This window comes from Halorussus salinisoli, assembly GCA_005239435.1.
Taxonomy (GTDB): Archaea; Halobacteriota; Halobacteria; order Halobacteriales; family Haladaptataceae; genus Halorussus; species Halorussus salinisoli.
Genome location: ML241305.1, coordinates 225,066 through 247,592, shown reverse-complemented (window position 1 = coordinate 247,592; position 22,527 = coordinate 225,066). Strand labels below are relative to the sequence as shown.

Annotated in this window: 25 protein-coding genes and 1 other RNA gene; 12 read left to right on the top strand and 14 right to left on the bottom strand. The window is 67.0% G+C overall.

Annotation, left to right across the window (positions count from 1 at the left end):
• The first annotated feature begins 115 nt into the window (after nt 1–115).
• Both E2484_RS01310 and E2484_RS01305 read left to right on the top strand, forming a co-directional pair.
• Nucleotides 116–958 carry an SDR family oxidoreductase gene (locus E2484_RS01310; RefSeq protein WP_137283418.1) on the top strand — a complete coding sequence of 281 codons (843 nt, stop codon included), beginning with the start codon at nt 116–118 and terminating at the stop codon, nt 956–958.
• Between the two features lie 81 nt (nt 959–1,039).
• A complete protein-coding gene (locus E2484_RS01305) occupies nt 1,040–2,371 on the top strand; it encodes a glycerate kinase type-2 family protein (protein WP_137283417.1) in 1,332 nt (443 codons plus the stop codon).
• Here E2484_RS01305 and E2484_RS01300 read toward each other — a convergent pair.
• Entirely contained in the window at nt 2,368–3,729 is a 1,362-nt protein-coding gene (locus E2484_RS01300) for a GntP family permease (protein WP_137283416.1), read from the bottom strand. The two genes, E2484_RS01305 and E2484_RS01300, sit on opposite strands and share 4 nt — an antisense overlap.
• A 138-nt stretch (nt 3,730–3,867) precedes the next feature.
• On the bottom strand, nt 3,868–4,995 hold the full coding sequence (locus E2484_RS01295) for an ArsA family ATPase (protein ID WP_137283415.1): 1,128 nt from the start codon (nt 4,993–4,995) through the stop codon (nt 3,868–3,870).
• Nucleotides 4,996–5,447: 452 nt separating this feature from the next.
• Between E2484_RS01295 and E2484_RS01290 the strand changes: the two genes are divergently transcribed.
• Nucleotides 5,448–6,278, top strand: a complete 831-nt coding sequence (locus E2484_RS01290) for an HD domain-containing protein (RefSeq protein ID WP_137283414.1) — start codon at nt 5,448–5,450, stop codon at nt 6,276–6,278.
• On the opposite strand, the gene E2484_RS01285 is transcribed toward E2484_RS01290, so the two are convergent.
• On the bottom strand, nt 6,275–7,378 hold the full coding sequence (locus E2484_RS01285) for a glycosyltransferase (RefSeq protein WP_137283413.1): 1,104 nt from the start codon (nt 7,376–7,378) through the stop codon (nt 6,275–6,277). The two genes, E2484_RS01290 and E2484_RS01285, sit on opposite strands and share 4 nt — an antisense overlap.
• A gap of 75 nt (nt 7,379–7,453) precedes the next feature.
• Entirely contained in the window at nt 7,454–8,464 is a 1,011-nt protein-coding gene (locus E2484_RS01280) for a glycosyltransferase family 4 protein (protein ID WP_137283412.1), read from the bottom strand.
• 254 nt (nt 8,465–8,718) lie between these two features.
• Here E2484_RS01280 and E2484_RS01275 point away from each other — a divergent pair, with 254 nt between their 5' ends.
• Nucleotides 8,719–8,994, top strand: a complete 276-nt coding sequence (locus E2484_RS01275; protein WP_137283411.1) for a ribonuclease P protein component 4 — start codon at nt 8,719–8,721, stop codon at nt 8,992–8,994.
• A gap of 15 nt (nt 8,995–9,009) precedes the next feature.
• Here E2484_RS01275 and E2484_RS01270 read toward each other — a convergent pair whose 3' ends face one another.
• A complete protein-coding gene (locus E2484_RS01270; RefSeq protein WP_137283410.1) occupies nt 9,010–9,909 on the bottom strand; it encodes a bile acid:sodium symporter family protein in 900 nt (299 codons plus the stop codon).
• A gap of 87 nt (nt 9,910–9,996) precedes the next feature.
• Between E2484_RS01270 and E2484_RS01265 the strand changes: the two genes are divergently transcribed.
• Nucleotides 9,997–10,242: a YhbY family RNA-binding protein gene (locus tag E2484_RS01265; RefSeq protein ID WP_137283409.1), complete on the top strand. Its 246-nt coding sequence runs from the start codon at nt 9,997–9,999 to the stop codon at nt 10,240–10,242.
• Complete coding sequence (locus E2484_RS01260; protein WP_394347897.1) at nt 10,239–11,129, top strand: mechanosensitive ion channel family protein; 891 nt, start codon at nt 10,239–10,241, stop codon at nt 11,127–11,129. The genes E2484_RS01265 and E2484_RS01260 overlap by 4 nt, the downstream gene beginning before the upstream one ends.
• A gap of 185 nt (nt 11,130–11,314) precedes the next feature.
• Here E2484_RS01260 and ffs read toward each other — a convergent pair.
• The 3 genes from ffs to E2484_RS01245 form a co-directional block, all read right to left on the bottom strand.
• Nucleotides 11,315–11,627, bottom strand: an RNA gene (gene ffs / locus E2484_RS01255) — signal recognition particle sRNA.
• Between the two features lie 74 nt (nt 11,628–11,701).
• Nucleotides 11,702–12,184 (bottom strand): DUF5658 family protein, encoded by a 483-nt coding sequence (locus E2484_RS25355; RefSeq protein ID WP_321111401.1) that lies wholly within the window; start codon nt 12,182–12,184, stop codon nt 11,702–11,704.
• 112 nt (nt 12,185–12,296) lie between these two features.
• On the bottom strand, nt 12,297–12,716 hold the full coding sequence (locus E2484_RS01245) for a DUF7548 family protein (RefSeq protein ID WP_137283407.1): 420 nt from the start codon (nt 12,714–12,716) through the stop codon (nt 12,297–12,299).
• Nucleotides 12,717–12,797: 81 nt separating this feature from the next.
• On the opposite strand from E2484_RS01245, the gene E2484_RS01240 reads away from it, so the two are divergent.
• Both E2484_RS01240 and E2484_RS01235 read left to right on the top strand, forming a co-directional pair.
• Nucleotides 12,798–13,088, top strand: a complete 291-nt coding sequence (locus tag E2484_RS01240) for a DUF5798 family protein (RefSeq protein WP_137283406.1) — start codon at nt 12,798–12,800, stop codon at nt 13,086–13,088.
• A 103-nt stretch (nt 13,089–13,191) separates the two neighbouring features.
• The gene (locus E2484_RS01235; protein ID WP_137283405.1) at nt 13,192–14,172 is read left to right on the top strand and encodes a PLP-dependent cysteine synthase family protein; all 981 of its coding nucleotides are present in this window, start codon (nt 13,192–13,194) and stop codon (nt 14,170–14,172) included.
• Nucleotides 14,173–14,580: 408 nt separating this feature from the next.
• Here E2484_RS01235 and E2484_RS01230 read toward each other — a convergent pair whose 3' ends face one another.
• The gene (locus E2484_RS01230; protein WP_137283404.1) at nt 14,581–15,249 is read right to left on the bottom strand and encodes an HAD family hydrolase; all 669 of its coding nucleotides are present in this window, start codon (nt 15,247–15,249) and stop codon (nt 14,581–14,583) included.
• A 53-nt stretch (nt 15,250–15,302) separates the two neighbouring features.
• The gene (locus E2484_RS01225; RefSeq protein ID WP_137283403.1) at nt 15,303–15,722 is read right to left on the bottom strand and encodes a CoA-binding protein; all 420 of its coding nucleotides are present in this window, start codon (nt 15,720–15,722) and stop codon (nt 15,303–15,305) included.
• Between the two features lie 103 nt (nt 15,723–15,825).
• Between E2484_RS01225 and E2484_RS01220 the strand changes: the two genes are divergently transcribed.
• Nucleotides 15,826–16,467: an SdpI family protein gene (locus E2484_RS01220; RefSeq protein WP_137283402.1), complete on the top strand. Its 642-nt coding sequence runs from the start codon at nt 15,826–15,828 to the stop codon at nt 16,465–16,467.
• 31 nt (nt 16,468–16,498) lie between these two features.
• Here E2484_RS01220 and E2484_RS01215 read toward each other — a convergent pair whose 3' ends face one another.
• Both E2484_RS01215 and E2484_RS01210 read right to left on the bottom strand, forming a co-directional pair.
• A complete protein-coding gene (locus E2484_RS01215; RefSeq protein ID WP_137283401.1) occupies nt 16,499–16,915 on the bottom strand; it encodes a DUF3054 domain-containing protein in 417 nt (138 codons plus the stop codon).
• 53 nt (nt 16,916–16,968) lie between these two features.
• Nucleotides 16,969–17,613 (bottom strand): helix-turn-helix domain-containing protein, encoded by a 645-nt coding sequence (locus tag E2484_RS01210; protein WP_137283400.1) that lies wholly within the window; start codon nt 17,611–17,613, stop codon nt 16,969–16,971.
• Nucleotides 17,614–17,732: 119 nt separating this feature from the next.
• On the opposite strand from E2484_RS01210, the gene E2484_RS01205 reads away from it, so the two are divergent.
• Nucleotides 17,733–19,022, top strand: a complete 1,290-nt coding sequence (locus E2484_RS01205; RefSeq protein WP_321111388.1) for a hypothetical protein — start codon at nt 17,733–17,735, stop codon at nt 19,020–19,022.
• Nucleotides 19,023–19,032: 10 nt separating this feature from the next.
• On the opposite strand, the gene E2484_RS01200 is transcribed toward E2484_RS01205, so the two are convergent.
• Nucleotides 19,033–19,617, bottom strand: coding sequence for a class I SAM-dependent methyltransferase (locus tag E2484_RS01200; protein ID WP_137283399.1), 585 nt, complete (start codon nt 19,615–19,617; stop codon nt 19,033–19,035).
• A gap of 116 nt (nt 19,618–19,733) precedes the next feature.
• On the opposite strand from E2484_RS01200, the gene E2484_RS01195 reads away from it, so the two are divergent.
• Nucleotides 19,734–20,333 carry a GNAT family N-acetyltransferase gene (locus tag E2484_RS01195; RefSeq protein ID WP_137283398.1) on the top strand — a complete coding sequence of 200 codons (600 nt, stop codon included), beginning with the start codon at nt 19,734–19,736 and terminating at the stop codon, nt 20,331–20,333.
• A 122-nt stretch (nt 20,334–20,455) separates the two neighbouring features.
• A complete protein-coding gene (locus tag E2484_RS01190; RefSeq protein ID WP_137283397.1) occupies nt 20,456–21,994 on the top strand; it encodes an FAD-dependent oxidoreductase in 1,539 nt (512 codons plus the stop codon).
• 92 nt (nt 21,995–22,086) lie between these two features.
• Here E2484_RS01190 and E2484_RS01185 read toward each other — a convergent pair whose 3' ends face one another.
• Nucleotides 22,087–22,473: a DUF7344 domain-containing protein gene (locus E2484_RS01185; RefSeq protein WP_137283396.1), complete on the bottom strand. Its 387-nt coding sequence runs from the start codon at nt 22,471–22,473 to the stop codon at nt 22,087–22,089.
• Nucleotides 22,474–22,527 lie beyond the last annotated feature (54 nt).

Below are 22,527 nucleotides of genomic sequence, written 5' to 3'. Positions count from 1 at the left end.
CTCGGCCTCTGCCTGTTCGCCAGTTCGGGCGACGGACGACTACGGGAGCGGACGGTTTCGACTATCGAACTCCGGAGCGACGAAATTTAACTATCCTCGCCGTGACAGTGGGAGTGTGACCGAAACCGTTCTCATCACTGGTTGCTCGTCGGGCATCGGACGCGAGACGGCCCACGCCTTCCTCGAAGACGGGTGGGAAGTGTACGCGACGGCCCGCAACCCGGCCGACGTGCAGTCGCTCGGCGACGCGGGTGCCAACATCGCCACGCTCGACGTGACCGAAGACGACGACGTGGAGCGAGTGGTCGAACGCGTGATAGACGAGGAGGGCCGCATCGACTGCCTCGTAAACAACGCGGGGTACGCCCAACTCGGCCCGGTCGAGGACGTGACCGTCGAGAGCGTCGAAGACCAGTTCGCCGTCAACGTCTTCGGCCCGCACCGTCTCGCCCGCGAAGTCCTACCCCACATGCGCCAGCGTCAGACCGGCACCATCGTCAACGTCTCCAGCGTCGGCGGCCGAATCGCTACGCCCGGAATGGGTATCTACAACGGTTCGAAGTTCGCCATGGAGGGTATCAGCGACGCGCTCCGGCCCGAGGTCTCGGAGTTCGGCATCGACGTGGTGCTGGTCGAACCCGGTCCCGTCGATACGGCCTTCGTGGAGCGCGCGAACGACGAAGTCGAGGGTATCGAGCGGTCGGACGCCTACGAGACCCTCTACTCGATTCTGGACGACACCGAGACCGTCGGCGGCGGCGGTCCCGGAGCGGTGTCGCCGCGGCGCGTGGCCGAGACGATTCTGGACGCCGCGAATCTCACCGACCCCGCCGCGCGCTATCCGGTGGGACAGGTGGCGAAGGTGGCGATGCTCGGCCGGTTCGTCCCGGCGAAGTTGCGCGACAAGTTCTACGGACTCGCGCTCTCGCTGGTAGCGAAGAATCCGCTCGGGGACTGACCCACCTCGGTAGGGCGGTCGGTCGTCCGACGGGAAACAGAATTAACTTCACGTCGAGTGAACTGCTCTCACACGAACCCAATGATCGAGAACTACGACGAGTTGGCGGGGTCGAAACCGAGGGAGACGGCGCTCTCGTGCGTCGAGGCGGGCGTCCGGGCCGCCCATCCGCGAGAAGTCGTCCGCGACTCGGTCACCCTCGACGGAGAGACGCTCCGAGTTCGCGACGCCGAATACGACCTCACGGAGTACGAGGAGGTCGTCGTGGTCGGGGGTGGGAACGCCGCCGGACACGTCGCCGCGGCGCTCGAATCCGTCCTCGGCGACCGCATCGCGCGGGGCGTCGTCGTCACCGACGACCCGGTCGAAACCGAGCGCGTCGCAGTGCGCGAGGGCGACCACCCGGTCCCGAGCGAGCGCGGCGCGGCGGGGGCACGGGACGTCCTCGACCTCGCCGAGTCGGCCGACCGGGAGACGCTCGTGCTCGCAGTCGTTACCGGCGGCGGAAGCGCCCTGTTGCCAGCGCCGGCGGCGGACGTGACCCTGTCGGACCTCCAGTCCGTGACCGACGCCCTGCTCGAGAGCGGCGCGGACATCCACGAGATAAACGCCGTCCGCAAGCACCTCTCCGCGCTGAAGGGCGGGCAACTCGCTCGCGCGGCCGCTCCAGCGACGGTCGCGGGACTGGTCCTGAGCGACGTGGTCGGCAACGACCTCGACGTCATCGCCAGCGGGCCGACCGCTCCGGACGGGTCCACGTTCGCCGAGGCGCGCTCGGTGCTCGACCGATACGGAATCGACGCTCCCGAGAGCGTTCGGACCCGACTCCGGCGAGGGGCCGACGGGGACGTTCGAGAGACTCCGAGTGCGGACGCTCCGGTCTTCGAGCACGTCTCGAACTACGTCCTCGCGGACGGATTCGCCGCGCTCGACGCCGCCCGCGAGGTCGCCGCCGACCGCGGGTACGAGACGCTGGTACTCTCCTCGCGGGTGCGTGGCGAAGCCCGCGAGGCCGCCAAGACCCACGTCGCGGTCGCCGAGGAGGTCCGCGCCACGGGCAACCCCGTCGAACCCCCTGCGGTCGTCCTCTCGGGTGGTGAGACGACCGTGACCGTCCGCGGCGACGGCCGGGGCGGTCCGAACCAGGAGTTCGCGGTAAGCGCCGCGCTCGAACTCGACGCCGACCGCGTCGCACTCGCCTGCGTCGACACCGACGGCATCGACGGGGCGACCGACGCCGCGGGCGCGATCGTCGACGCCGACACCGTCACCGACGAGGACGACGCCCGCGAGGCGCTCGCGAAGAACGACGTGTACCCGTATCTGGACGAGCGCGGCGAACTGATAACCACGGGGGCGACGGGGACGAACGTCAACGACCTCAGAGTGCTGGTCGTCGAGCGAGCGCCCTAGACCAGCATCTGAACCGCGCTCTGGACGACGCTGATCCAGAGGATGCTCGTGACGCCGAGTGCGAGCGTCGCGAGCGTCCACGCCTGATAGGCCGTTGCCGCTTCCATGTCGGTGAACTCGGTGATGATCCAGAAGTAGGAGTCGTTGGCGTGGCTGACGGTCATGCTCCCCGCACCGATGGCGAGGACCGCGAACACCTTGCCCCACTGCGTGGCGAGGCCGAGCGGTCCGAGCAGCGGCGCGATGAGGCTGGCGGTGGTCAGGATGGAGACCGTCGACGAACCGAGTGCGGTCTTCATCGCCGCGGCGATGACGAACGCCGCGAACAGTCCGATGCCGAGGCCGCCGAACGCGTTACTGACGAAGTCCTTCAGCGGGAGCGCTCCGAGGACGTTGCCGAACGCGCCGCCTGCGCCGGTCACGGCGATGATGACTGCCGCGCTCTCGATGCCGTCGGTCACCCACTCCTCGGTTATCTCGTCGGTGAACTCGGGAACGGCCGCGAACGCGACGAACGACCCGATGACGAGCGCGACCGCCGGGTCGCCGAAGAACAGCAGCCAGCGCTGGAGCGCGCCGGTGACGAACGCCGGGTCCTCCGCCTCGGGGTAGGAGGCGATGCTCCCGAGCGTTATCAGCGCGATGGGGACCAGCAGCGGCGCGAACGAGGCCGCCCGCGACGGGAGCGTTCCGTACTCTTCCTTGATGTCCTCCATCGTCGTCTCGGGCGCGGGGTCGATGTGGTACTTGGACGCAACCGTGTCGGCCCACTTCGCCGCGACGAAGACGACCGGCACGCTCACAACGATGCCCGCGAGCATGACGAGGCCGACGTCGGCCCCGACGATGGCGGCCGCGGCGATGGGACCCGGCGTCGGCGGGACGAAGACGTGGGTCACGTACAGTCCGCCGGCGAGCGCGACGCCGAGCGTCGCCAGCGACAGCGACGACCGCTCGGCGAGCGACCGGTTGAGGCCAGACAGGATGATGAATCCGGAGTCGCAGAAGACCGGGATGCTCACGACGCTCCCGGTGATAGCCATTACCTCGGTCGTGTGCTCCTCGCCCACGAGGTCGAGGATGGTCTCGGCGATGACGATGGCCGCGCCGGACCGCTCCAGCGCGGTCCCGATGATGGTCCCCGCGAGGATTACGATACCGATGTATCCGAGGACGCTACCGAATCCGTCGGTGACGAGCGACGCCGCTTTCTTCGGGTCGATACCGGCGAACAGCGCCGTCCCGTACGCTGCGAGCAGCAGCGTCAGGAACGCGTGCAGATCCAGCTTCGCCGTGGCGACGATGATGAACCCGACCGCCGCCGCCAGCAACAGCACGAGCGGTATACCATCTAGCATACATCAGCCGCAGACGCAATTTCACGATGTAATATTAATCGTTTAGGAAATTACTACAGATATTTCTACACATTTGGTTAATTTTCTTAACTGTGTCGAACAATCGATAGCGGCCAGCGGCTCGGACAGCGAGGAGCGTCACTCCAGACAGTTCGCCACGAGCGCCAGCATGCGGTCGCCGCGCACCTCGTCGGCCAGCAGGGGGACGCGCTTGACGTCGTGGCCCCGGAAGACCTCCTGTGCCTCCGCGAGAGCGCTCTGCTGGACCTCCCACCGCCGCTGGCAGAACTCGCAGGTGTCGAGGTCGGGCGAGACGAAGGCGTCGGTGTCGGTGTCACCGCGCGCGACGTCAGCGAGGTCTTCCATCACCTTGTTGACCACGACGGTCCCGACCGGGACCTCGAACTCCGACAGTTGGTCGAGCAGGCGCTTGGACTCGAAGACGCTCATCTCTTCGGGAACCATCACGACCCGGAAGTCGGTCTGGCTCGGGTCCCGCAGAGTCGTCCGGAGACGTTCGATGCGGTCGCTGAGCTCTTCGAGGTCGTCCAGTCCCTGCTCGGGGTCGGCGTCCTCGCCGCCGAACATCCCCTTCATTCCCTCCATCATGCCCTGAAACTTCTGTTTGAGCTTCATGATGCGGCCGACCATCGAGTCCATGAGTTCCGGGAGTTCGAGGAGTCGGAGGGTGTGGCCGGTCGGCGCGGTGTCCACGACCACGCGCTCGAAGCGCGGGTCGTCCATGAACTCCAGCAGTTTCTGCATCGCGGCGGCCTCGTCCGACCCCGGCATCGGCCCGCCGAGCATAGCGTCCATCGGGTTCTCGCCGCCGAGCATCCCGCCGAGACCGCCGAGCGGACCGGACTGGTCGTCCGCGCCAGCGCCCATCGGGTCGGCAGTCGCGGTGTCGTCCGCGCTCTCGCTTCCGTCCTCGCCTCCGGCGGCACCGCCGAAGACGGCCTTCCCCTCTTCGAGCGCGGCCTCGGGGTCTATTTCGGCGGCGTAGAGCGGCACGTCCTCCCGGATGCGCTCGGGATTCGCCGGAATGTCGGTCTCGTAGGTGTCCGACAGCGAGTGGGCCGGGTCGGTCGAGACCACGAGCGTCGGAGTCCCGTCCCGGGCGCTGGCCATCCCCGTCGCGGCCGCCATCGTGGTCTTGCCGACGCCGCCTTTGCCCCCGTAGAGGACGTACTCGGGCGCGTCGATGCCCTCGGGTACGTCGCTCTCGTCGATTTGCTCGACTGCCTCCACGTCGAGTTCGGTCATTGCGGGAGGGTTGTGAGTCGGGACTTGTGTACCCGTCGGTCTCTCGCCTCGTGAGGTCGGAGGGTGGTCTTGGAATTTATTTATATTCGCTAGAGAAGCGTCTTTGATTGTCTTGGAAATGTATTGCTATTCTTGAGAGCGACAGAGGTTGGTGACGGTTCGCGTTACTCGGGGCCGCCCGCTACTGCGCTGCACGGCCCCGTACCGCGCTCCCGTTCCTCCCTGCGTGGTCTGCGCTCGCACAGAACTGTGCGAGCGCAGACGCGGCGCGTCCCGTGGTCTGTCACGGCCCGCGGTTTCGTACGGCCGACTGCGACCGTGCGGGCTCTCGGTTCGTTCACGGCCCTCACACTGTATCCACGATTCCCCGACGTTTCCTGCCCGCGGTTTTCCGAATCTTCCACGAACGTTCTGGCCGAGGGCTTTTTCCGCTGGGCCACGAGGTATCCGGTATGAGCGATATCGAAGAGACCGAGCAGTCCGACGACGAGGGTCGTGAGTACGACCCGCAGGCCGACCACGCCTTCCCCGACCATCGACTCAACGAGGTGCTGGAAGTCATCCACGACGACGTCGAGATTCAGACCTACCTCGACGCCCAGAACGTCAACCCGGTCGTCCGGAAGGGGTACAACGACCACGGGAGCAAGCACATCGAAATCGTCCGGAATCGCGCGCTGTCGCTGTACGAACTGCTCAAGCAGGGCGGCGTTGAGTTCAACGGCGCGTCCGAGCAGGGACTCGACGAGGCCGACGAGAGCGTCATCATCGCGCTGGCGGCGACCATCCACGACATCGGTCACGTCGTCCACCGCGACGAACACGCCTACTGGTCGATTCCGCTCGCGGCCGACGTTCTCGACCGCATCCTCCCCCAGTTCGACTTCTACGGCACCGAGGAGGTCGTCCGCGTCAAGGGCGAGGTCCTCCACGCTATCCTCTGCCATCACACCGAGGAGGACCCCCTCACGACGGAGGCGGGCGTCGTCCGGATCGCCGACGCCCTCGACATGGAGAAGGGTCGCTCGCGGATGCCCTACCAGAAGGGTGGTCGGGGCATCGACACCGTGTCGAGTCAGGCCATCAAGGGCGTCTCGCTGATGCAGGGCGACACGGCCCCGGTCCTCGTGGAGATCGAGATGTTGAACGCCGCGGGCGTCTATCAGGTCGATAACCTCCTGAAGGCGAAACTCCGCGACTCGGGACTCGAAGACGACATCCGCATCGTCGCGGTCAACATCCGCGACGGCGAGAACAATCTGGTCGAGCGCGTGGAACTCTAACGAATCGAGTCGTACACGTCCCGGAGTTTTTCGATAGCGTGTTCGACGCTGACCGCGTCACGGCGGGCGAGACACGCCTCTCGGAGTTGTTCGCGCTCGGCCAGCGTCCGGCGAATCGCGTCCCGGAAGTCCTCCACGTCGCCGCTCTCGTAGTGGTACCCCGTCTCGCCGTCGACGATGGTGTTCGAGAGCGCGCCCGCGTTCGCACCCACGACCGGCGTCCCGCAGGCGTTGGCCTCCAGCGCGACGAGGCCCTGGGTCTCGACCGGACTCGGGAACGCGAACACGTCGAGCGCCGAGTAGAACGCCGCCATCTCATCGCGGTCCAGAAAGCCGAGGAAACGGGCGTCCGCGCCGAGTTCCTCGACCTGCGCTTCGAGGCCGTCGCGGGCCGGACCGTCGCCACCGAACACCAGCGTCACGTCCATCTCGGCGGCGGCCGCGACGAGTTCCGAGAGGCGTTTCTCGTAGCCGTGACGCCCGGTGTAGCCGATTAGCGGCCGGTCGCCGCGAAGGTCGTGACGGTCCAGAAAGTCGTCGGTCTCGACCGGTTGGAACCGCTCGGTGTCGATGCCGTTCGGCACCACCTCGACGGGCGTGTCTATACCGACCTCCTCGGTCAGGTGGTCGCGGGTCGCCGCGGAGGGTGCCAGCACCGCGTCGGCGCGCCCGAAGAACCAGCGTTCGTACGCCTCCGACACCCGGCCGACCAGCGAGGCGATGGAGTCGGTGGGCGAGACGTAGGCGGCGTACTCGCTGGTCGGCGTGTGGTACGAGGCGACCAGCGGGATATCTCGGTCGCGAGCGAGTCGGAGACCGCCGAGACCGATGCTGAAGGGCGTGTGGGCGTGGACGACCTCCGCGTCCCGGACTGCGGTCGGAATCTTCGGCGTCCCGAGTCGGAACCCGTCGTAGAACGGAAACGGGAGGCTTCCGACCGGGTGTTCGCCGTCGCCCGGTCGGTGGCCGTCGGCACCGGGGTAGACCACGTCCATCCGCCCGCCTGCTCGTTCCCAGCGGTCGCGCCACGACGCGATGGTGTAGGTCACGCCGTTGACGGTCGGCAGGTAGGTGTCGGTGAACGCGGCGACCTGTTCCATTGTTGGCCCCTTTGGGAAGCGATACTTAAGACCTTGTGAAGTTCGGCCGCCACGGAACAGTCGAAATCGCGGATTTCACCCGGCCAAATCACGGTACAGAATCACGAGGTCGTCGCCCACCGCGTTCAGTTCGAAGTCATGACTCTTCTCCGTCGCGTTCGCGCCGAGTCGCTCGCGCAGGTCCGGGTCGCGGAGTCGGTCCAACTCCGACGCGAAGTCCCCGACCGCGCCGCTCGCCTTCAGGCAGTGGGTGCCGTCTTCGAGCCAATCGTAGGTCGGGATGTCCCGAATGACGAGCGGTTTCCCGCAGGACATGGCCTCCAGAAGCGCGATGCCCTCGTTCTCGTTCTTGGACGGCCAGAAGAACACGTCTCCGGCCGCGAAGGCCCCCCGAACGTCTTCGACGTAGCCCGTGAACTGGCAGTTGTCTGGCGCGCTCTCCACGAGTCGCTTGGTGTCCCTGCTCTTGAGGAATCGGTCGAGTTCGCCGCCCGCGGGGTTGAGGTAGCCGAACCACACGAAGTCGAGGTCGGGCATCTCCCGGGCGGTCTCGACGAAGGCTTCCAGTCCCTTGCGCTTGATGACGTGGCCGACGTTGAACACGACCGGCGGTTCGAGGTCGTAGCGGTCGAGATACTCCTCCCGGAGGCCGTCGTCGTCGAACCCCTCGACCTTCTCGGGGTCGAACCCGTTGCTGATGACCGTCTTGGGCGCGTCGGCGTACTCCTCGACGACGTTCCGGTTGTGCTCGGAGGGACAGACGAGGTGGTCGGCCAGCGAGTAGGCGTACCGGAGATACGGCTTCATCGGCTTGGCGAGGGCGTTCGAGAGCGCGAAACTCTCCCGGAAGTCCTCGGCGGTCTGGTGGGCGTGGACCAGGACCGGCACGTCGGCCCGCTGGGCCTTCTTGGCGTAGTAAATCGACTTTGGCCCCATGTTGTTGAGGTGGAGCAGGTCGGCGTTTAGGGTCGGCTTCGTCGTGTACTCGACACCGCGCCGGTCCATAATCTTGCGCTGGTTGTCCACCGATTGGGCGTGGCCGCCCGTGATGTACTCCTCCCACTCGAAGTAGTGGCTCACCTTCATCGTTGGAGTCCGAGTGCAGGCCCGAAAGCGCCGATTCCGGGGTCGTTGCGCGCGCTCACTGTCGGACGGAAAACGCGGGCGTGACAAAACCCTACCGGAACGCGGTCGGCGGGTCCTCGGAACATAGTCGGTTTCGCCCGGAATAAACCAAAAACTATTTTACCCATTCGGAGAATCACCCCGATGGGGCAACACAGGCACTTTCTATCCTTGTCCTGTCTCGCCCCGGAAACCCCCACCCCCCCATTCCCATAATGAACATCGCCGAAGAGCGCATCGAGCGTCTCGCATCGCTCGCCCGCGAAGCCGCCGCCGAGTGTCACGACCAGCGCGCCCGCGAGTACGTCCGTCTCGCCCGCAGACTCGCCGAGCGCAACCGGGTCTCGCTCCCCACGCGGTTCAAGCGATTCACCTGTGACGCCTGCGATAGCTACCTCCGCCCGGGCAAGAACGCCCGGGTCAGACTTCAGAACGACCACGTGGTCGTTACCTGCGACTGCGGCGAGCAGAAGCGATACCCCTACGAGTGAGGATTCTCCCGCGACCTAGCTGGCGAACTGGCGGGCGAGAAACGCGCTCGTCGCCATCTCCACGATACCGAACAGTACCGCCGGGAGCGACGCGCTCGCCGGGAACCCGGCCGCAGTCACCAGCGCGGCCGCGACCGCGAAGTCCCGCATTCCGACCGAGAGCGCCCCGGCGACTCGCACCGGGTTCGCGGCCGACCTCGTTCCCATCCAGCCGAGCGCGTACCCCGCGAGGTTGACCGCGAGCGTGCCCGCACCGATGCCGACCAGAAGGTCGGTTTCCGCACGAATCAGCGAGGCGTTGGCCGCGGTGACGCCGCCGATGATGAGGACGACCATCACCGCCGAGACGGACGTGTAGTAGGTTTCGTACTTTCCGACGTGCTCGCCGTACCGCGTTCGCGCACCGACCGCGAGCGCCATCGGGACGACGACCGCGACCACCAGACTCTCGGCGATGCGCCACCCGTCGATTTCGATGCCGGAACCGAGTAGAAGTGTGACCGCGAACGGCGTGAAGACGGTGCTTCCGACCCCGATGACGACGAGCGCGGCCGAGGCGAGGGCGGTGTCGCCGTCCGCGAGCGCGGTCATCGTCGGCGTCACCAGTTCGGGCGTGACCGCGCCGAGGAGGACGAACCCCGCGGTCAGATCGGGTGAGAGTCCCAGAGCGCGCGCGACTCCGAGCGCGACGACCGGCATGGCGGCGTGGCCGAGGAGGATGCGGCCGAGTGCCGACCGGTCCACCGACAGGAACCGCGACGCCGAGAGGGTCAGCGAGACGCTACCGACCATGATTGCGAGGATGACCGTCGAGAATCGGACGATTGCGGCCAGTTCGGGAACCGCGACCCCGAGGGCGACCGACACCAGGACCCACCCGAACAGGTGGTCGTCGACGAGACTCGTCACACGCATCGAGCGACGATTGGGCCATCAGCGGGAAAAAGCCCGCCGACAGCTCCGGTTCATGCGTTTTAAGGCTATTCGCTCCCCAGACGGAGTATGACCGACGAAGACCTGCGCAAACAGGCCCACGACCTCGACGTGACCGTCTGGGTCGGCAAAGCCGGTATCGATTCCGTCACCGACGAACTCGCAGACCAGTTGGCCGACCGCGAACTCGTGAAAATCAAGTTCCTCCGGGCCGCCCGCGGTGGCACCACCACCGAGGAACTCGCCGAGGAACTCGCCGAGCGAGTCGACGCCGACCTCGTGGAGACGCGAGGGAACACCGCGGTACTGCACTGATGGTCGAACCGCTTCCGATTTTGGAGCGCTTGCTCGGTGATTCCGGTTACGCGATAGCCGTCACGCAGGCGCTGTACTTCCTGGTCTCGTTCTTGGCCGTCTACCTCGTCGGCCGAGCGACGCTGGTCCCGCTCGCTGGACGGTTTCTCGACCGCCGAGACCTCGACAGACACGCCAAGACGCCGCTTCTGAAGCTCACGAAGTTCGGCGTCCTGTTCGTCGCCATCTCGGTAGCGTTCGGATTCGCCGACTACGGGAACTTCCTGACCTCGCTGGCGACCATCGCGGCCGCGGCCACCCTCGCCATCGGGTTCGCCATGCAGGACGTCATCAAGAACTTCGTGTCGGGCGTGTTTATCTACACCGACAAGCCGTTCAAAATCGGCGACTGGATAGAGTGGGACGGCGGAAGCTACTCGGGTATCGTGGAGGACATCGGCCTGCGCGTGACCCGGGTGCGAACCTTCGACAACGAACTGCTGACGGTGCCCAACTCCGCGCTGACCGACGGCGTCATCAAGAACCCGGTCGAGGGCGACAGACTCCGCCTGAAGTTCCTGTTCGGCATCGGCTACGACGACGACATCGACCGCGCCACCGAGATTATCGTAGAGGAGGCCGAGGCCCATCCCGACGTGCTGGACGACCCTGCACCCTCGGTCCGACTCACGGAACTGGGTGACTCCTCGGTCGGTCTCCAGTCGCGCATCTGGATTGCAAACCCGAGTCGGAGCGACTACGTGAAGACCCGCGGCGAGTACGTCACCGCGGTCAAAGAGCGATTCGACGAGGAGGACATCGACATCCCCTACCCGAACCAGACGCTCGGCGGCGGTCTGGAGTTGACCAACGTCGAGCGGATGGTCGAAGCGACCGGCGACGACTGACGACGACCCCTTTCTGCGGTGCTGTCGAACACCAGATACTGTACCGCGAGCGAACGAACGTGAGCGAGCGGACCAAGCGACGACCGCAGGGAGGAGTGCCGCGTTTTTCATCGAAGTTTTACGAGCGAACGACCGGCGAGCCACTGGCTCGTCGATCTCGAGCGCGGTAAAAGTTTGTTATGAATGGGTGGACAGCCGGAATTGCCCGGCGTTCCGTGCCGGGGAATCCCGGGCGCGTCCTCCACCCCGCGACCCTGCGAGCGATAGCTGTCCAGTGGTCCGCTGCTCGCTTCCGCGCCTGACGGATTACCACCGGCTAACTCCGACTGCGGCACTCCTGCGAGTGCCCGCCGGAGACCGCTATCCCCGTAGGACGAGGCTTCGAAGTCGGCTTCCGGGGCCCGGCACGGTCTGACCGGACTCCTCCGGGGTTCGGCCCCCGCTGAAGACCATAGTGCGGGTGACGAGCAGGGCCTAACTGCCCGACCTAGTCCATCTCTAAGTAAGCGGCCACGGACTTAAGGGTTTTTCGCAAATCGCGCGACAGCGGGGAATCGTTCGACGACGAAGAATCACGCGACGGCGACGATGGCCCACGCGTTCGCCGCGACGACGAGCAGGCCGACGAGGAGGTAGACCGCGCTCCCGGCGCGGAACGTCCGGCGGGCGTCGCCCGTCACGCCCGGCAGGACGAGAAGGACGACTGCGGCCATCGCCTTCAGCAGGACGAGACCGCCGAGACCCGCTTCCGCGATGACCGCCGCGGCGACCGGGTTCGCCTCGTCGAGTCCCATCGCCATTCCGACGCCCGTGGTTATCACGTCCCCGACCATCACCGCGACGACTGCGCCGAACAGGAGCGGCGAGACGTAGTCGGTCCACGACCGGCCCTCGTCGCGGAGGACGTACTCGCGGTCCTCCTCCAGCAGGAACTCGTCGTCCCGGAGCATCCAGCGCTCTCTCGCGTCCTCCGACTCCGCGAGGTCGCCCAAGCCGCCGTCTCCGGCCGCGGCGGTCGCGGGCGTCTCGGTTCCGGACGCGTCGTTCTCGGACACGCTCCGGAGTACCGGCGCTTCGGGCTTTGTTATGCATCGGCTGATAGCTCTTCACGCGCCGTCTGTGGCCGAGTAATCGGTCGATACCGCGACGGCATCGACACAGCACCTACTACAGCACGTCTCGGGCGAACCAGCCAGCACTGGCCGCGAGCGCGACCGACGCCGCGAGCAGTAGCCAGCGGTGGTAGTCGAACGCCGCGACTTCGGTCAGACTCCCGACGAGACCGCCGACCGCGACGGTCCACCAGAGGACGAGGAGCGCGACGAACCCGCCGAGGACGACCGCCGCTCCCGCCGCGGTCTGGGGGTCGGTCCGGCCGTTACGCCCGGCGGCGAACACGATGATCGCAATCGTGGCGAACAGGCCAGCGACGAGGTGGACCGGAACGAACGTCGGCGCGCTGTAGTAGACGCCGACCTCCGTGGCCCCGATGAGGAAGTACGGTGCGACGACGGCGGCGAGGACCGCGAGCGCGGCGACGACGCCGACCGTCGGCGCTGGCGTCTCGGGCAACCGTTCCTGCGACATGCCGGGTACTTTCCACGGGGAGTCAAAAAGGCCAGCGGTCGAGTCGGAAAAGTCACGTATCGGGCGACATAACCATCGTCCATGGGATTCGGAAGCACGGCCAAGAAAGTCCAGAAGTTGGCCGACACCGCCGAGAAACTGTACAGCAAACTCAACGAACTCCGCGAGCAGGTCGCCGAGATGCGCGAGCAACTGGATTCGACCAGCGAGCGCGTCGAGCGACTGGAGCGGGAGAACGCCCGACAGCGCGCGCTCCTCGAAGCGATCGCCGAGGAGCAAGGCATCGACCCCGAAGAAATCGAGGTCGAGAGCGTCGACGGTGACGAGGCCGAGAGCGTCGAAGACGCCGAGACCGAGGAAGCACAGGCGTAGCGTCGCGGAAACCGACGTCGATGCGTAGCGAGGTGACAGTTTCGCCAGCGCGCCGAGCGCCACACAAAAAAGATTAACCGCCTTCCCAACTTTTGCCTACCCGATGACAGACCACCGGACGCCACTCGGTTCCGTGCTGGACGCGGTGGGCGAGACCCCACTCGTCGGCGTGGAGGCGGCACCTGACGAGGTGCCGGTGTACGCCAAACTGGAGTCGTTCAACCCCGGCGCGAGCGTCAAAGACCGCATCGGCAAGTACATGGTCGAACGGATGCTCGAACGCGGCGAGCTGGAGCGAGGCGGCACCGTAATCGAACCGACCGCGGGCAACACCGGCATCGGGTTCGCCATCGCCGCGGGGCAGTTGGGCGTCGACGCGGTCTTCGTCGTCCCCGAGCGGTTCAGCGTCGAGAAACAGCAGTTGATGGACGCGCTCGGCGCGGAGGTCATCAACACCCCGACCGAAGACGGGATGGGCGGTGCCATCGACCGCGCCCACCAACTCGCCGAGGAGATGGACGACGCCGTGGTGCCACAGCAGTTCTCGAACCCCCTGAACGTCGAGGCCCACTACGAGACGACGGGACCGGAGATATTCGAGGCGCTCGACGGCGAGGTCGGCGCGGTCGTCGCGGGATGCGGCACCGCGGGCACGCTGATGGGCATCGCGGAGTACGCGCTGGAGCAGGACCCCGACACTCACGTCACGGCGGTCGAACCCGAGGGGTCGCTCTACTCCGCGACCAAGGGCGAGGACGTGGCGGAAGCCGAGTACAAAATCGAGGGCATCGGCACCCACGACCCCGCCACGAACGAACTGTTCGACCCCGACCTCGTAGACGAGGTGCTACAGGTCTCGGACCGCCGTGCCCACGACGAACTCAAACGTCTCGCGCGCGAGGAGGGCCACCTCGTCGCGTCCAGCGCGGGTGCGGCCAGCGCGGCGGCCCGGCACGTCGCCGAGCGGATTCGGGACGGCGAAATCGACGCTCCTCACGATTCGGTGGTGACGATATTCCCCGACTCCAGCGAACGCTATCTCTCGAAGGGCATCTACCGCTCGTTCGAGGAGTGGGAAGGATAATTCTACAGTAGGATTACTTATATCCACATTCGAACCTCATATACATTTCTTAGGACAATTTGTAACGATATATGGCGTGTACGGCGGCCACCTTCGACTCGGCGCGTGCTGGCGTCGTTGCGCCGTCGGCGCGACTGCTCGGCGGACACGGTTCGTCTGTCGATGTCTGCGGGAACGGACGTGACCGCAGGCTCGGAAGATGCGGGTTGTCTGCCGGTGTCTGCGGGAGCGAAGCGGAGATTGCGGAACGAGTGGTACGAGCGGTAGGTGGCTGTTCTCGTATTTTAGCGCAGACGACGGAGGCCGACGGCAACGCTACGTCAGGCTTGAGCAGAGGAGTCTCCGTACCGCCGGTGGAGTCACCGCTGGAGAAACGTCACGAGCACGCGAGTCGCGGACGACTGCCGTTCACGCCCACGGCGGTTCGTGCAGGTCGTGCATCGAGTCGATGGTGTAGTGCGGCGAGGGGTCCGCCGTCGCGCTCGACTGTTCGAGCCACACCGACGCCACTCCCGCGGCGTGCGCGCCGGCTACGTCCGCGCGCAGGGAGTTGCCGACGTGGACCGCCTCGTCGGCCGAAACCCCCATCGCGGAGAGGGTGCGATGGAAGTGGTCCGGGTCGGGCTTGACCGGGCCACCGGGTTCCGTGAACGTCGCCGCGTCGAAGCGGTCGGCGATGTCCAGCGTGGCGAGTTTCGCGGTCTGAGTCTCCCGGTCGCCGTTCGTCACCAGCGCGAGGTCGTAGCGCGCGCCGAGCGTTTCGAGCGCCGACTCCGCGCCGGGCAGGAACTCGACCGTGGTCGGGTCGGGGTCCTCGTAGGCGCGTGCCACCGCGAGCGCGTCGTCGGGGTCGCGGTTCTGCTCGTCCGCGATGCCGGTGAAACACCGCTCGCGGAGTTCCAGCGTCGTGTCGGCGCTGACGTTCGCCAGCCACCGCCGGAAGTCGCCCACGTCGAAGAAGGGTTCGACGCCCGCGCTGTCGAAGGCGTCGGCGAGTCGGTCGGCCGTAGAGCGGGGATGCTCGCAGATGGTGTCGTCCAAATCGAGGAAGACGGTGGAGGGTTCCGCATCGTTCATCGTCGGTTTCTACGCTCTCGGTCGGGAAAAGTGGTTCGTCGGGCTACGAGTCGCTACTCCTCTCGTTTCACGAGACGCTGGTATTCGACCTTGATGCACTTGTCCTGTACAACCCGCCGCCCGGCGTCCTCGGCGCGTTCGGCGGCCTCGGCGTCGGCGATGCCGAGTTGGGTCCAGATAACCGCCGCGTCGTCCCGGTCGAGCGCCTCGTCGACGATGCCCGACACCTCGTCGCTCGGCCGGAACACGTCCACGATTTCGACCTCCTCCTCGACCTCCGAGAGCGAGTCGTAAGCCTCCCGCCCGAAGATCTCGTCGGCGGTGGGGTTGACCGGAATCACCTCGTAACCGTTGTCGAGCAGGTACTTCGGAATCTCGTGGGCGTCCTTGCCGGGCGTGGCCGAACACCCGACGACCGCGACGCGCTCCATCCCGAGGATTTCGCGCAGTTCGGCGTCGCTCTCTACGGGCATACCCTATGCGAGGCCGTCTGCGTCCAAAAGGGTTGAGGTAGGGGAAACCTCCGCTGGCCCGCTGTACCTCAGCTTTATACCGGACGGCGAACAACTCCGTAATATGACTATTCGCCGGAGCTACGTCGTCGGTTTCGCTCTCGTAGTGGCCTCGGCGGCCCTCAGCGCCCTCGCGTACCCCGAGATGCCCGCAGAGATGGCGACCCACTGGAACGCCGCGGGCGAGATAGACGGCCAGACGCCGAGACTCGTCGCGCTCGCGTCGTTCCCGGCGCTCTCGGCTGGGTTGCTCGCCGCGTTCGCCGTCCTCTCGCGAATCGACCCGCTCGGCGAGAACGTCGCCGAGTTCCGCGACCAGTACGACACGTTCGTCGTCCTCCTGCTCGCGTTCCTCGCGTACCTCCACCTGCTGGTCGTCGCCGCCAACGCTGGCTACGAGTTCGAGATGATTCAGGCGGTCGCACCCGCCATCGGCGCGCTGTACTACTACGTCGGCGTCCTCTCGAAACACGCCGAGCGAAACTGGTTCGTCGGCATCCGAACCCCGTGGACCATCTCCAGCGACGAGGTCTGGGACCGGACCCACGAGCGCGCCGCCCCGCTGTTCAAACTCGCGGGCGTCGTGGCCGCACTGGCCGCGCTCGTCCCGACCTACGCCGAGTTGCTCGTCGCGGCCCCCGTCGCAGCAGTCGCGCTCTACACCACGGTCTTCTCCTACCTGGAGTACCGTCGAGTCACCGCGTAGGCACCATCGAACTGAACCGTCCTCCGCGCCGTCAGCGCAGCGACGCCACGAGCGCACGCCACGCCGAGAAGGAGACGGTCCCGATCCCGGTCACGACGAGCGCGAACGAGAGCGGCGCGTCGCCGTGGAAGAACGCAGTCGAGCGAAGCGCCAGTCCGATTGCGGACGCGAGGACCCACGTCCCGGTCACTCGCGTGACCGCGGTCTGGACCGTGCGCGTCGCACCGGGCGCGTACGCGCCCACGACGAGCGCGGCGACGACCCATCCCACGAGGAACGGAGCTATCGTGCCCGCGACGCGACCCGGCATCGTGATGGGGTCGTATCCGTGGCTGAGCGACCCGGCCGTGAGAAAGCTCGCGAGCACTAGCAGGTCGCCGAGCGCGAGGCGCGCGGTGCCCGGCGAGCGGTCCACCCGCGAACGAAGGAACCCTTCGGCGTTGCTCATGCCGTCGGATAGGAACTGCGTGATTATGATTCCCGCGATGCACGCTCGGCGAGTCAGTGGCCCTCGACCGCGTACTCCCCGAGGAACCAGTCGATGATCTTTCCCTCGGCCCGCTGGAGGACGTCGCTCGCCGTCGCCTTCGAGACGCCGAGCGACTCGGCGACTTCGGTGAGGGTCGCGGTCCGCGGCCGTTCGTAGTATCCGTGGTCGGCCGCGGCGCGAAGTACCTCCAGTTGCCGGTCGGTCAGAAGTGTGTCCGCCGGTCCCGACTCGACGCCGCGGACGTACTCCACGTCGAACTCGACGTCGAGGTCGGCCAGCGCCTCGCCGAACGCCGACAACCGCTCGTCGGTGGTCGTCGTCTCCCAGGTCGTCCGGCCGTCCCGAATCTCGAACGGGGTCCGGAGCGGAACGCCCGCCTGCCAGACCGGCGCAAGCAGTAGGGGGTCGGCGGTCTCTATCTGGAGGAGCGCCTCGTCGTCGTGTTTCCAGAGGAGCGCGATGTCGGCGTCGTCCTGTCGCTCGATGTCGGTCACGACCGGGACCGGGTCGGCAGTGACCAGTTCGACGAGCGCGACGCCGGTTCCCTCGCCAGCGAGCGTGGCCACGACCCGGAAGGTGGCGTCGGGGTGTGCTTTCGACAGCGAGTACATCCACGTCTCCTCGGGGAGCGTCACCGTGAGTTTGGCCTGTGGCATCTGGTCGGTCTCCGTTTGGAGGTTACTCCGCGGGCGATTAAGAACACAGTCTAACATGTTAGAAGGCGGCTGTCTGGTTCGCACGAAGTGCTACCCGACGCTCGCCCGAAGTGACGCCCGTGACAGAGACAATGCGCACTCGGACCAACCCGTTCTTCCTGATGGCGGGCCTGTACCTGACGGTCGGCCTGCTGGCGGTTGCCGGAAAGCTCGCCGTCGAAACTGGTGCGGTGGACGCACTCCCGCGACTTCGGTGGCTGACTATCCACTTCGTCACCATCGGCGCGATGACGCAGGCGCTGTTCGGCGCGCTCCCGAACCTCGTTGCCTCGGTCGGTGACGGCCAACCGGTCCCCTCGCGGGGGCGCTGGATACAGTGGGTGACGCTGAACGCGAGCTATCCGTTCGTCCTCGTCGGAATGGCGACCGGTTCGTCCACGACGGCCGTGGCCGGTGCCACGGGCGTACTGGTCGCGCTCGCACTCCTCGTCGTCTCGGTCTATCGGACCAACCTCGAGTCGGCCGCCGGGCGGAACGAGGGGCTGGTCCGGTACTACGCGGTCGCGCCGTGGTTCCTCGTCGTCGGCATCTTCGCGGCGTTCGGGATGCTGTTGGGCGTCCACGGTCCCGGCGGCTACTTCGGGAGCATCGAAGCCCACGTCCACGCGAACGTCTGGGGATTTCTCGCGCTCGTGGCTGCCGGGACGCTACTGGCTATCGTACCGAAGATGGCCGGGTCGGAGTTGCGCTACCCGCGGCTGAAACCCGTCACGTTCTGGGGGGTGACCCTCGGGGCGACCGGACTGGTCGCCGGGCCGTGGCTGGCGGTGAACGCGCTGACGATGGCCGGTCTCGGGGTGTACGTGGTCGGGACGCTCGCGCTACTGGCGAATCTCGTCGGAACGTGGCGACTGGGCGGTTGCACTACTGACGCCCGATTCGCCCACGTAATCGGCGCGTACGTCTGGCTGGTGTTCCCCGTGCCGTGGGCACCGCTGGTGTTGCTCGTCCCCGAGGCGGTTCCCGCGACCGGCATCGAGGCGGCCGCTATCGAAGGGCTGGTCTTCGGCTGGATGCTCCAGTTGGCGATGGGCCTGCTCCCGAGCGTCGTCGTGGCTCTCCGCGAAACACCGGCCGACCTGCGGTCGTCCATCGGAGAGAGCGCCCACCGACCGTCGTGGCTGGGCGTCGGTGCCGTCAACGCCGGGATGGTCGCGCTCTGGCTGACCGCGTTCCCGACGTTCGGAGGAGTCGAGGGCGCGCTGACGCTCGGCGGGTACGCGCTCGTCGGTCTGGCGTGGCTCGGATTCCTTCCCGGCCTGTGGCGGGCCCTACTGGACCGGTCCGAGGGCGGCCGTCGCGGAGACGCCGGGGTCGTCACGCCCGACGGCGAGCAGGTGCTCGACTGACCCGGGGTCGCTACTCGCCGTCCGGTACCCGTCCGACGACGGTGTACTCGAACCCCGCCGACCGGAACTTGGCGTCCAACCCCGCGTCGGCGACCTGCCGGGCGAGGATTTCGGGCGGGAAGAACGTCGAATCGAAGCCGTAGAGGTGTTCGCCGACCTCGACGAGTCGGCCGACCAGCGCCGTCGGGTCTATCTCCCGAATCACGAGGACGCCGCCGGGTCGGAGGACGCGGGCCGCCTCTTCGACCGCTCGCTCGGGGTCGCCGAAGTGGTGGAGCGCGTCCACGACCAGGACGGCGTCCACGCTCTCGTCGGCGAACGGCAACCGGGCCGCGTCTGCACGGACCGCCTCGAATCCGTTTCGGCGGGCCTGTCGGGTCATTCCCTCGGCGGCGTCGGCGACGATTCGCTCGCGGACGCCGAGCGCCGACGACCCGCGGCCGGTGCCGCCGCCTACGTCGAGTGCGCGCTCGACCTCCCGGTCGGCGAAGGCGAGCGCCTCCCGGAACTCGTCGGAGTCGGGCGTCGGCGCGAACCAGTCGTAGAACCGGGCCACCCGGTCGAAGGTGGCGGTGTCGCCCAAGGCGTGGCTCATGGCTACGACGACGGTACGACGAAGCAAAAAGGCCGCACCTCCGCGCGTCGGGTTCTCACCGCGTCATTGCGACCCCGAGCGAAGCACAGTTATCGCGCGAGACCGAAATCGGCGTCATGGAGTACGCGCTGGTCGGGTGGCCCGAGGACGGTCCGCAGATACGACTCGACCACCGCGAGTTCAGCTACGCCGGGAAGTTCGTGATGTCGAACACCGGGAAGGCCGTGGCGCGCGACGGAACCGACGCCCCGCCGCGCGACGAACTCGGTGGCGACGACGATAGCGGGGACCGCGACTGGATCGAAGACGACCGAATCGCCGCCGCCGTCGCGTTCAACGAGGACCGGACCGACGCGGCGACGGCGTGGCTCCGGTACGTGACGGTGCGGAACGACCGCCGCGGAGAGGGTATCGGTGCGCGACTCTCCGGATTTGCGACCCGGAGGCTCCGCGAACGCGGCTACGACCGGGTGAAAATCGCGGTGAACAACGCCTTCGCGTACCACGCGCTCCACAAGGCCGGGTTCGGCTACACCGGCGATCAGACCGGCCTCGCGGAGTTGGTCCTCGTCGTTCCCGCCGAGCGCACCGCGGCGGAGTACCGGGCCGGTCTCGACGTCTACCGGGAGCGAGACGACCTCGCACCCGAGGAGCGCGAGTTTCTATCGGCGAAGGCGGGTGAAGGGCCACCCGACGTGATTTCCGTCCCCGAGTAGCTCGGTGGCGGTCGGCGTCGATTCCGACGACCTGTCCCGCGGTCTGCTTCGAAATCCACTCCGAAGGGCCACCGGGGTTAAGCGCGGTGCGGTCGAATCCGAATGCGATTCGGGGGTTCAGAATGGGCGACAGGGACACGTTACCGGGGACGGACGCATCGCTATGGCTGGAGACGACCGAACGGACCGACTATCCGGCGCTCGACGGTGACCGCCGAGTCGACACCGCGGTCGTCGGCGGAGGAATCACGGGCGTGACCGCCGCGCTCCACTGCGCGGAGGCCGGGCAAGAGGTCGCGTTGCTCGAATCCGACCGCATCGTGGAGGGAATCACCGGCAAGACGACCGCGAAAGTCACCGCCCAGCACGGTCTGATCTACGACGACCTGCTCGACAAGCACGGCCGGACCGCCGCCCGGCAGTACGCCGCGGCCAACGCGGCCGCCATAGAGGAGGTCGCCGACCGTGTGGAGCGCCACGATATCGACTGCGACTTCCAGCGGCTCCCGGCGTACACCTACGCCGCGAGCGAGGACCAGCGCGCCAAGGTCGGGCGCGAGGCCACGGTCGCCGAGGGGCTGGACCTGCCCGCGACCTTCGTCACGGACCCGCCGTTCCCCGAGGAGACCCACGGCGCGGTCGAGTTCGAGGCGCAGGCCCAGTTCCACCCGCGGAAGTACCTGCTTGCGCTCGCCGACGTGCTTTCCGGCGAGAGCGACGGGGGGTCCATCTTCGAGCAGACGAAAGTGACGGGAGTCGAGGACCGCGACGAGGGAACGCCCTGCCGGGTGGAGACCGAGCGCGGGCCCGTGACCGCCGACTCGGTTCTCCTGACGACTCACTTCCCCATCGAGGACCCGGCGTTCTACTTCGCGCGCCAGTACCCGAAGCGGTCGTACGTGCTGGCGGTCAGACTCGTCGGAGACCCTCCGGAGGGGATGTTCTACCGCGACGAGTCGCCCTACTTCTCGGTCCGGCCGCATCCGACCGACGACGGCAGTCTGACGCTCGTCGGCGGCCAGAATCACAAGACCGGGCAGGGCGGTTCGACCGCCGACCGGTATCGCAAACTGGAGCGACAGGCCCGCGACCACTTCGACGTGGAGTCGGTCGAATACCGGTGGTCCACGCAGGACTACGTGTCGGTCGACCGCATCCCCTTCGTGGGCGAACTCGGCCCGACCACCGATGGCGTCTACGTCGCCACGGGCTTCGGCGGATGGGGCATGACCAACGGCACCGCGGCAGGCCGGATGCTCGCGGCGTTCGCGCGCGGCGAGTCGCCGCAGTGGGCCGAGGCGTTCGACCCGAACCGAATCGACCTCGAAGCCTCGGGGAGAGACCTCCTCTCGGAGAACCTCGACGTGGGCCGGGAGTTCACCCGCGACTGGGCCAAGTCGCCCTTCCGGGGGAAAGACCCCGAGGTGGCACCCGGCGAAGGCGAGGTGGTCCGGCGCGGCGGCAAGCAACTCGCGGTCGCCCGCGACGAGGAGGGCGACCTCCACGTCACGTCCGCGGTCTGTACTCACATGGACTGCATCGTCCACTGGAACGACGCCGAGCAGTCGTGGGACTGTCCCTGCCACGGGTCGCGGTTCTCGATGGACGGCGAGGTGTTGGACGGCCCCGCGGTGGAGGACCTACCGAAGCGCGGGGAGTAGGAGAGAGGGCGACTGAGGAGAGGGAGAGTAGAAAGGAGGCGACTGAGGAGAGAGGGAGCAGGGAGAAGGCGAGTCAGAGAGAAGCGTCGGTGTCAGGACCGCCGTTCGCCCTCCACGAGTTGGCTCAACCAGAGTAACGTCGCGAGCGTCCGTGTCGGCTCTCGGAAGCGGACCATCCGGCTTCGAGGGTCGAACTCCACGAGTCCGTAGTCGGCGAGTCGCGGCAGGTGCTTGTGGTGGAGGTCCGATATCGCGCGCTCGTACTCGGCTTCCGAGAGGGCAGACGGCGACCGTCCGGTCTCTCGCGCGACGACGTGACGCGCGAGTTCCTCCTCGCTCGCGGTTCCGTGTCGGCTTAGATAGTACAGCGCGTAGCGCCGACGTTCGTTCGCCAGCGCGTCGAAGTACTGGTTCAGTTGGGGGAGTCTCCCGCTCTGGTCGCTCTCGTCCGAATCGCTTCCCGCCCCGGCGTCAGACATACCTACGCTGAACAACAGTACGCGAAAGTAAAGTCCTAGTCGAACGTCGTCGGA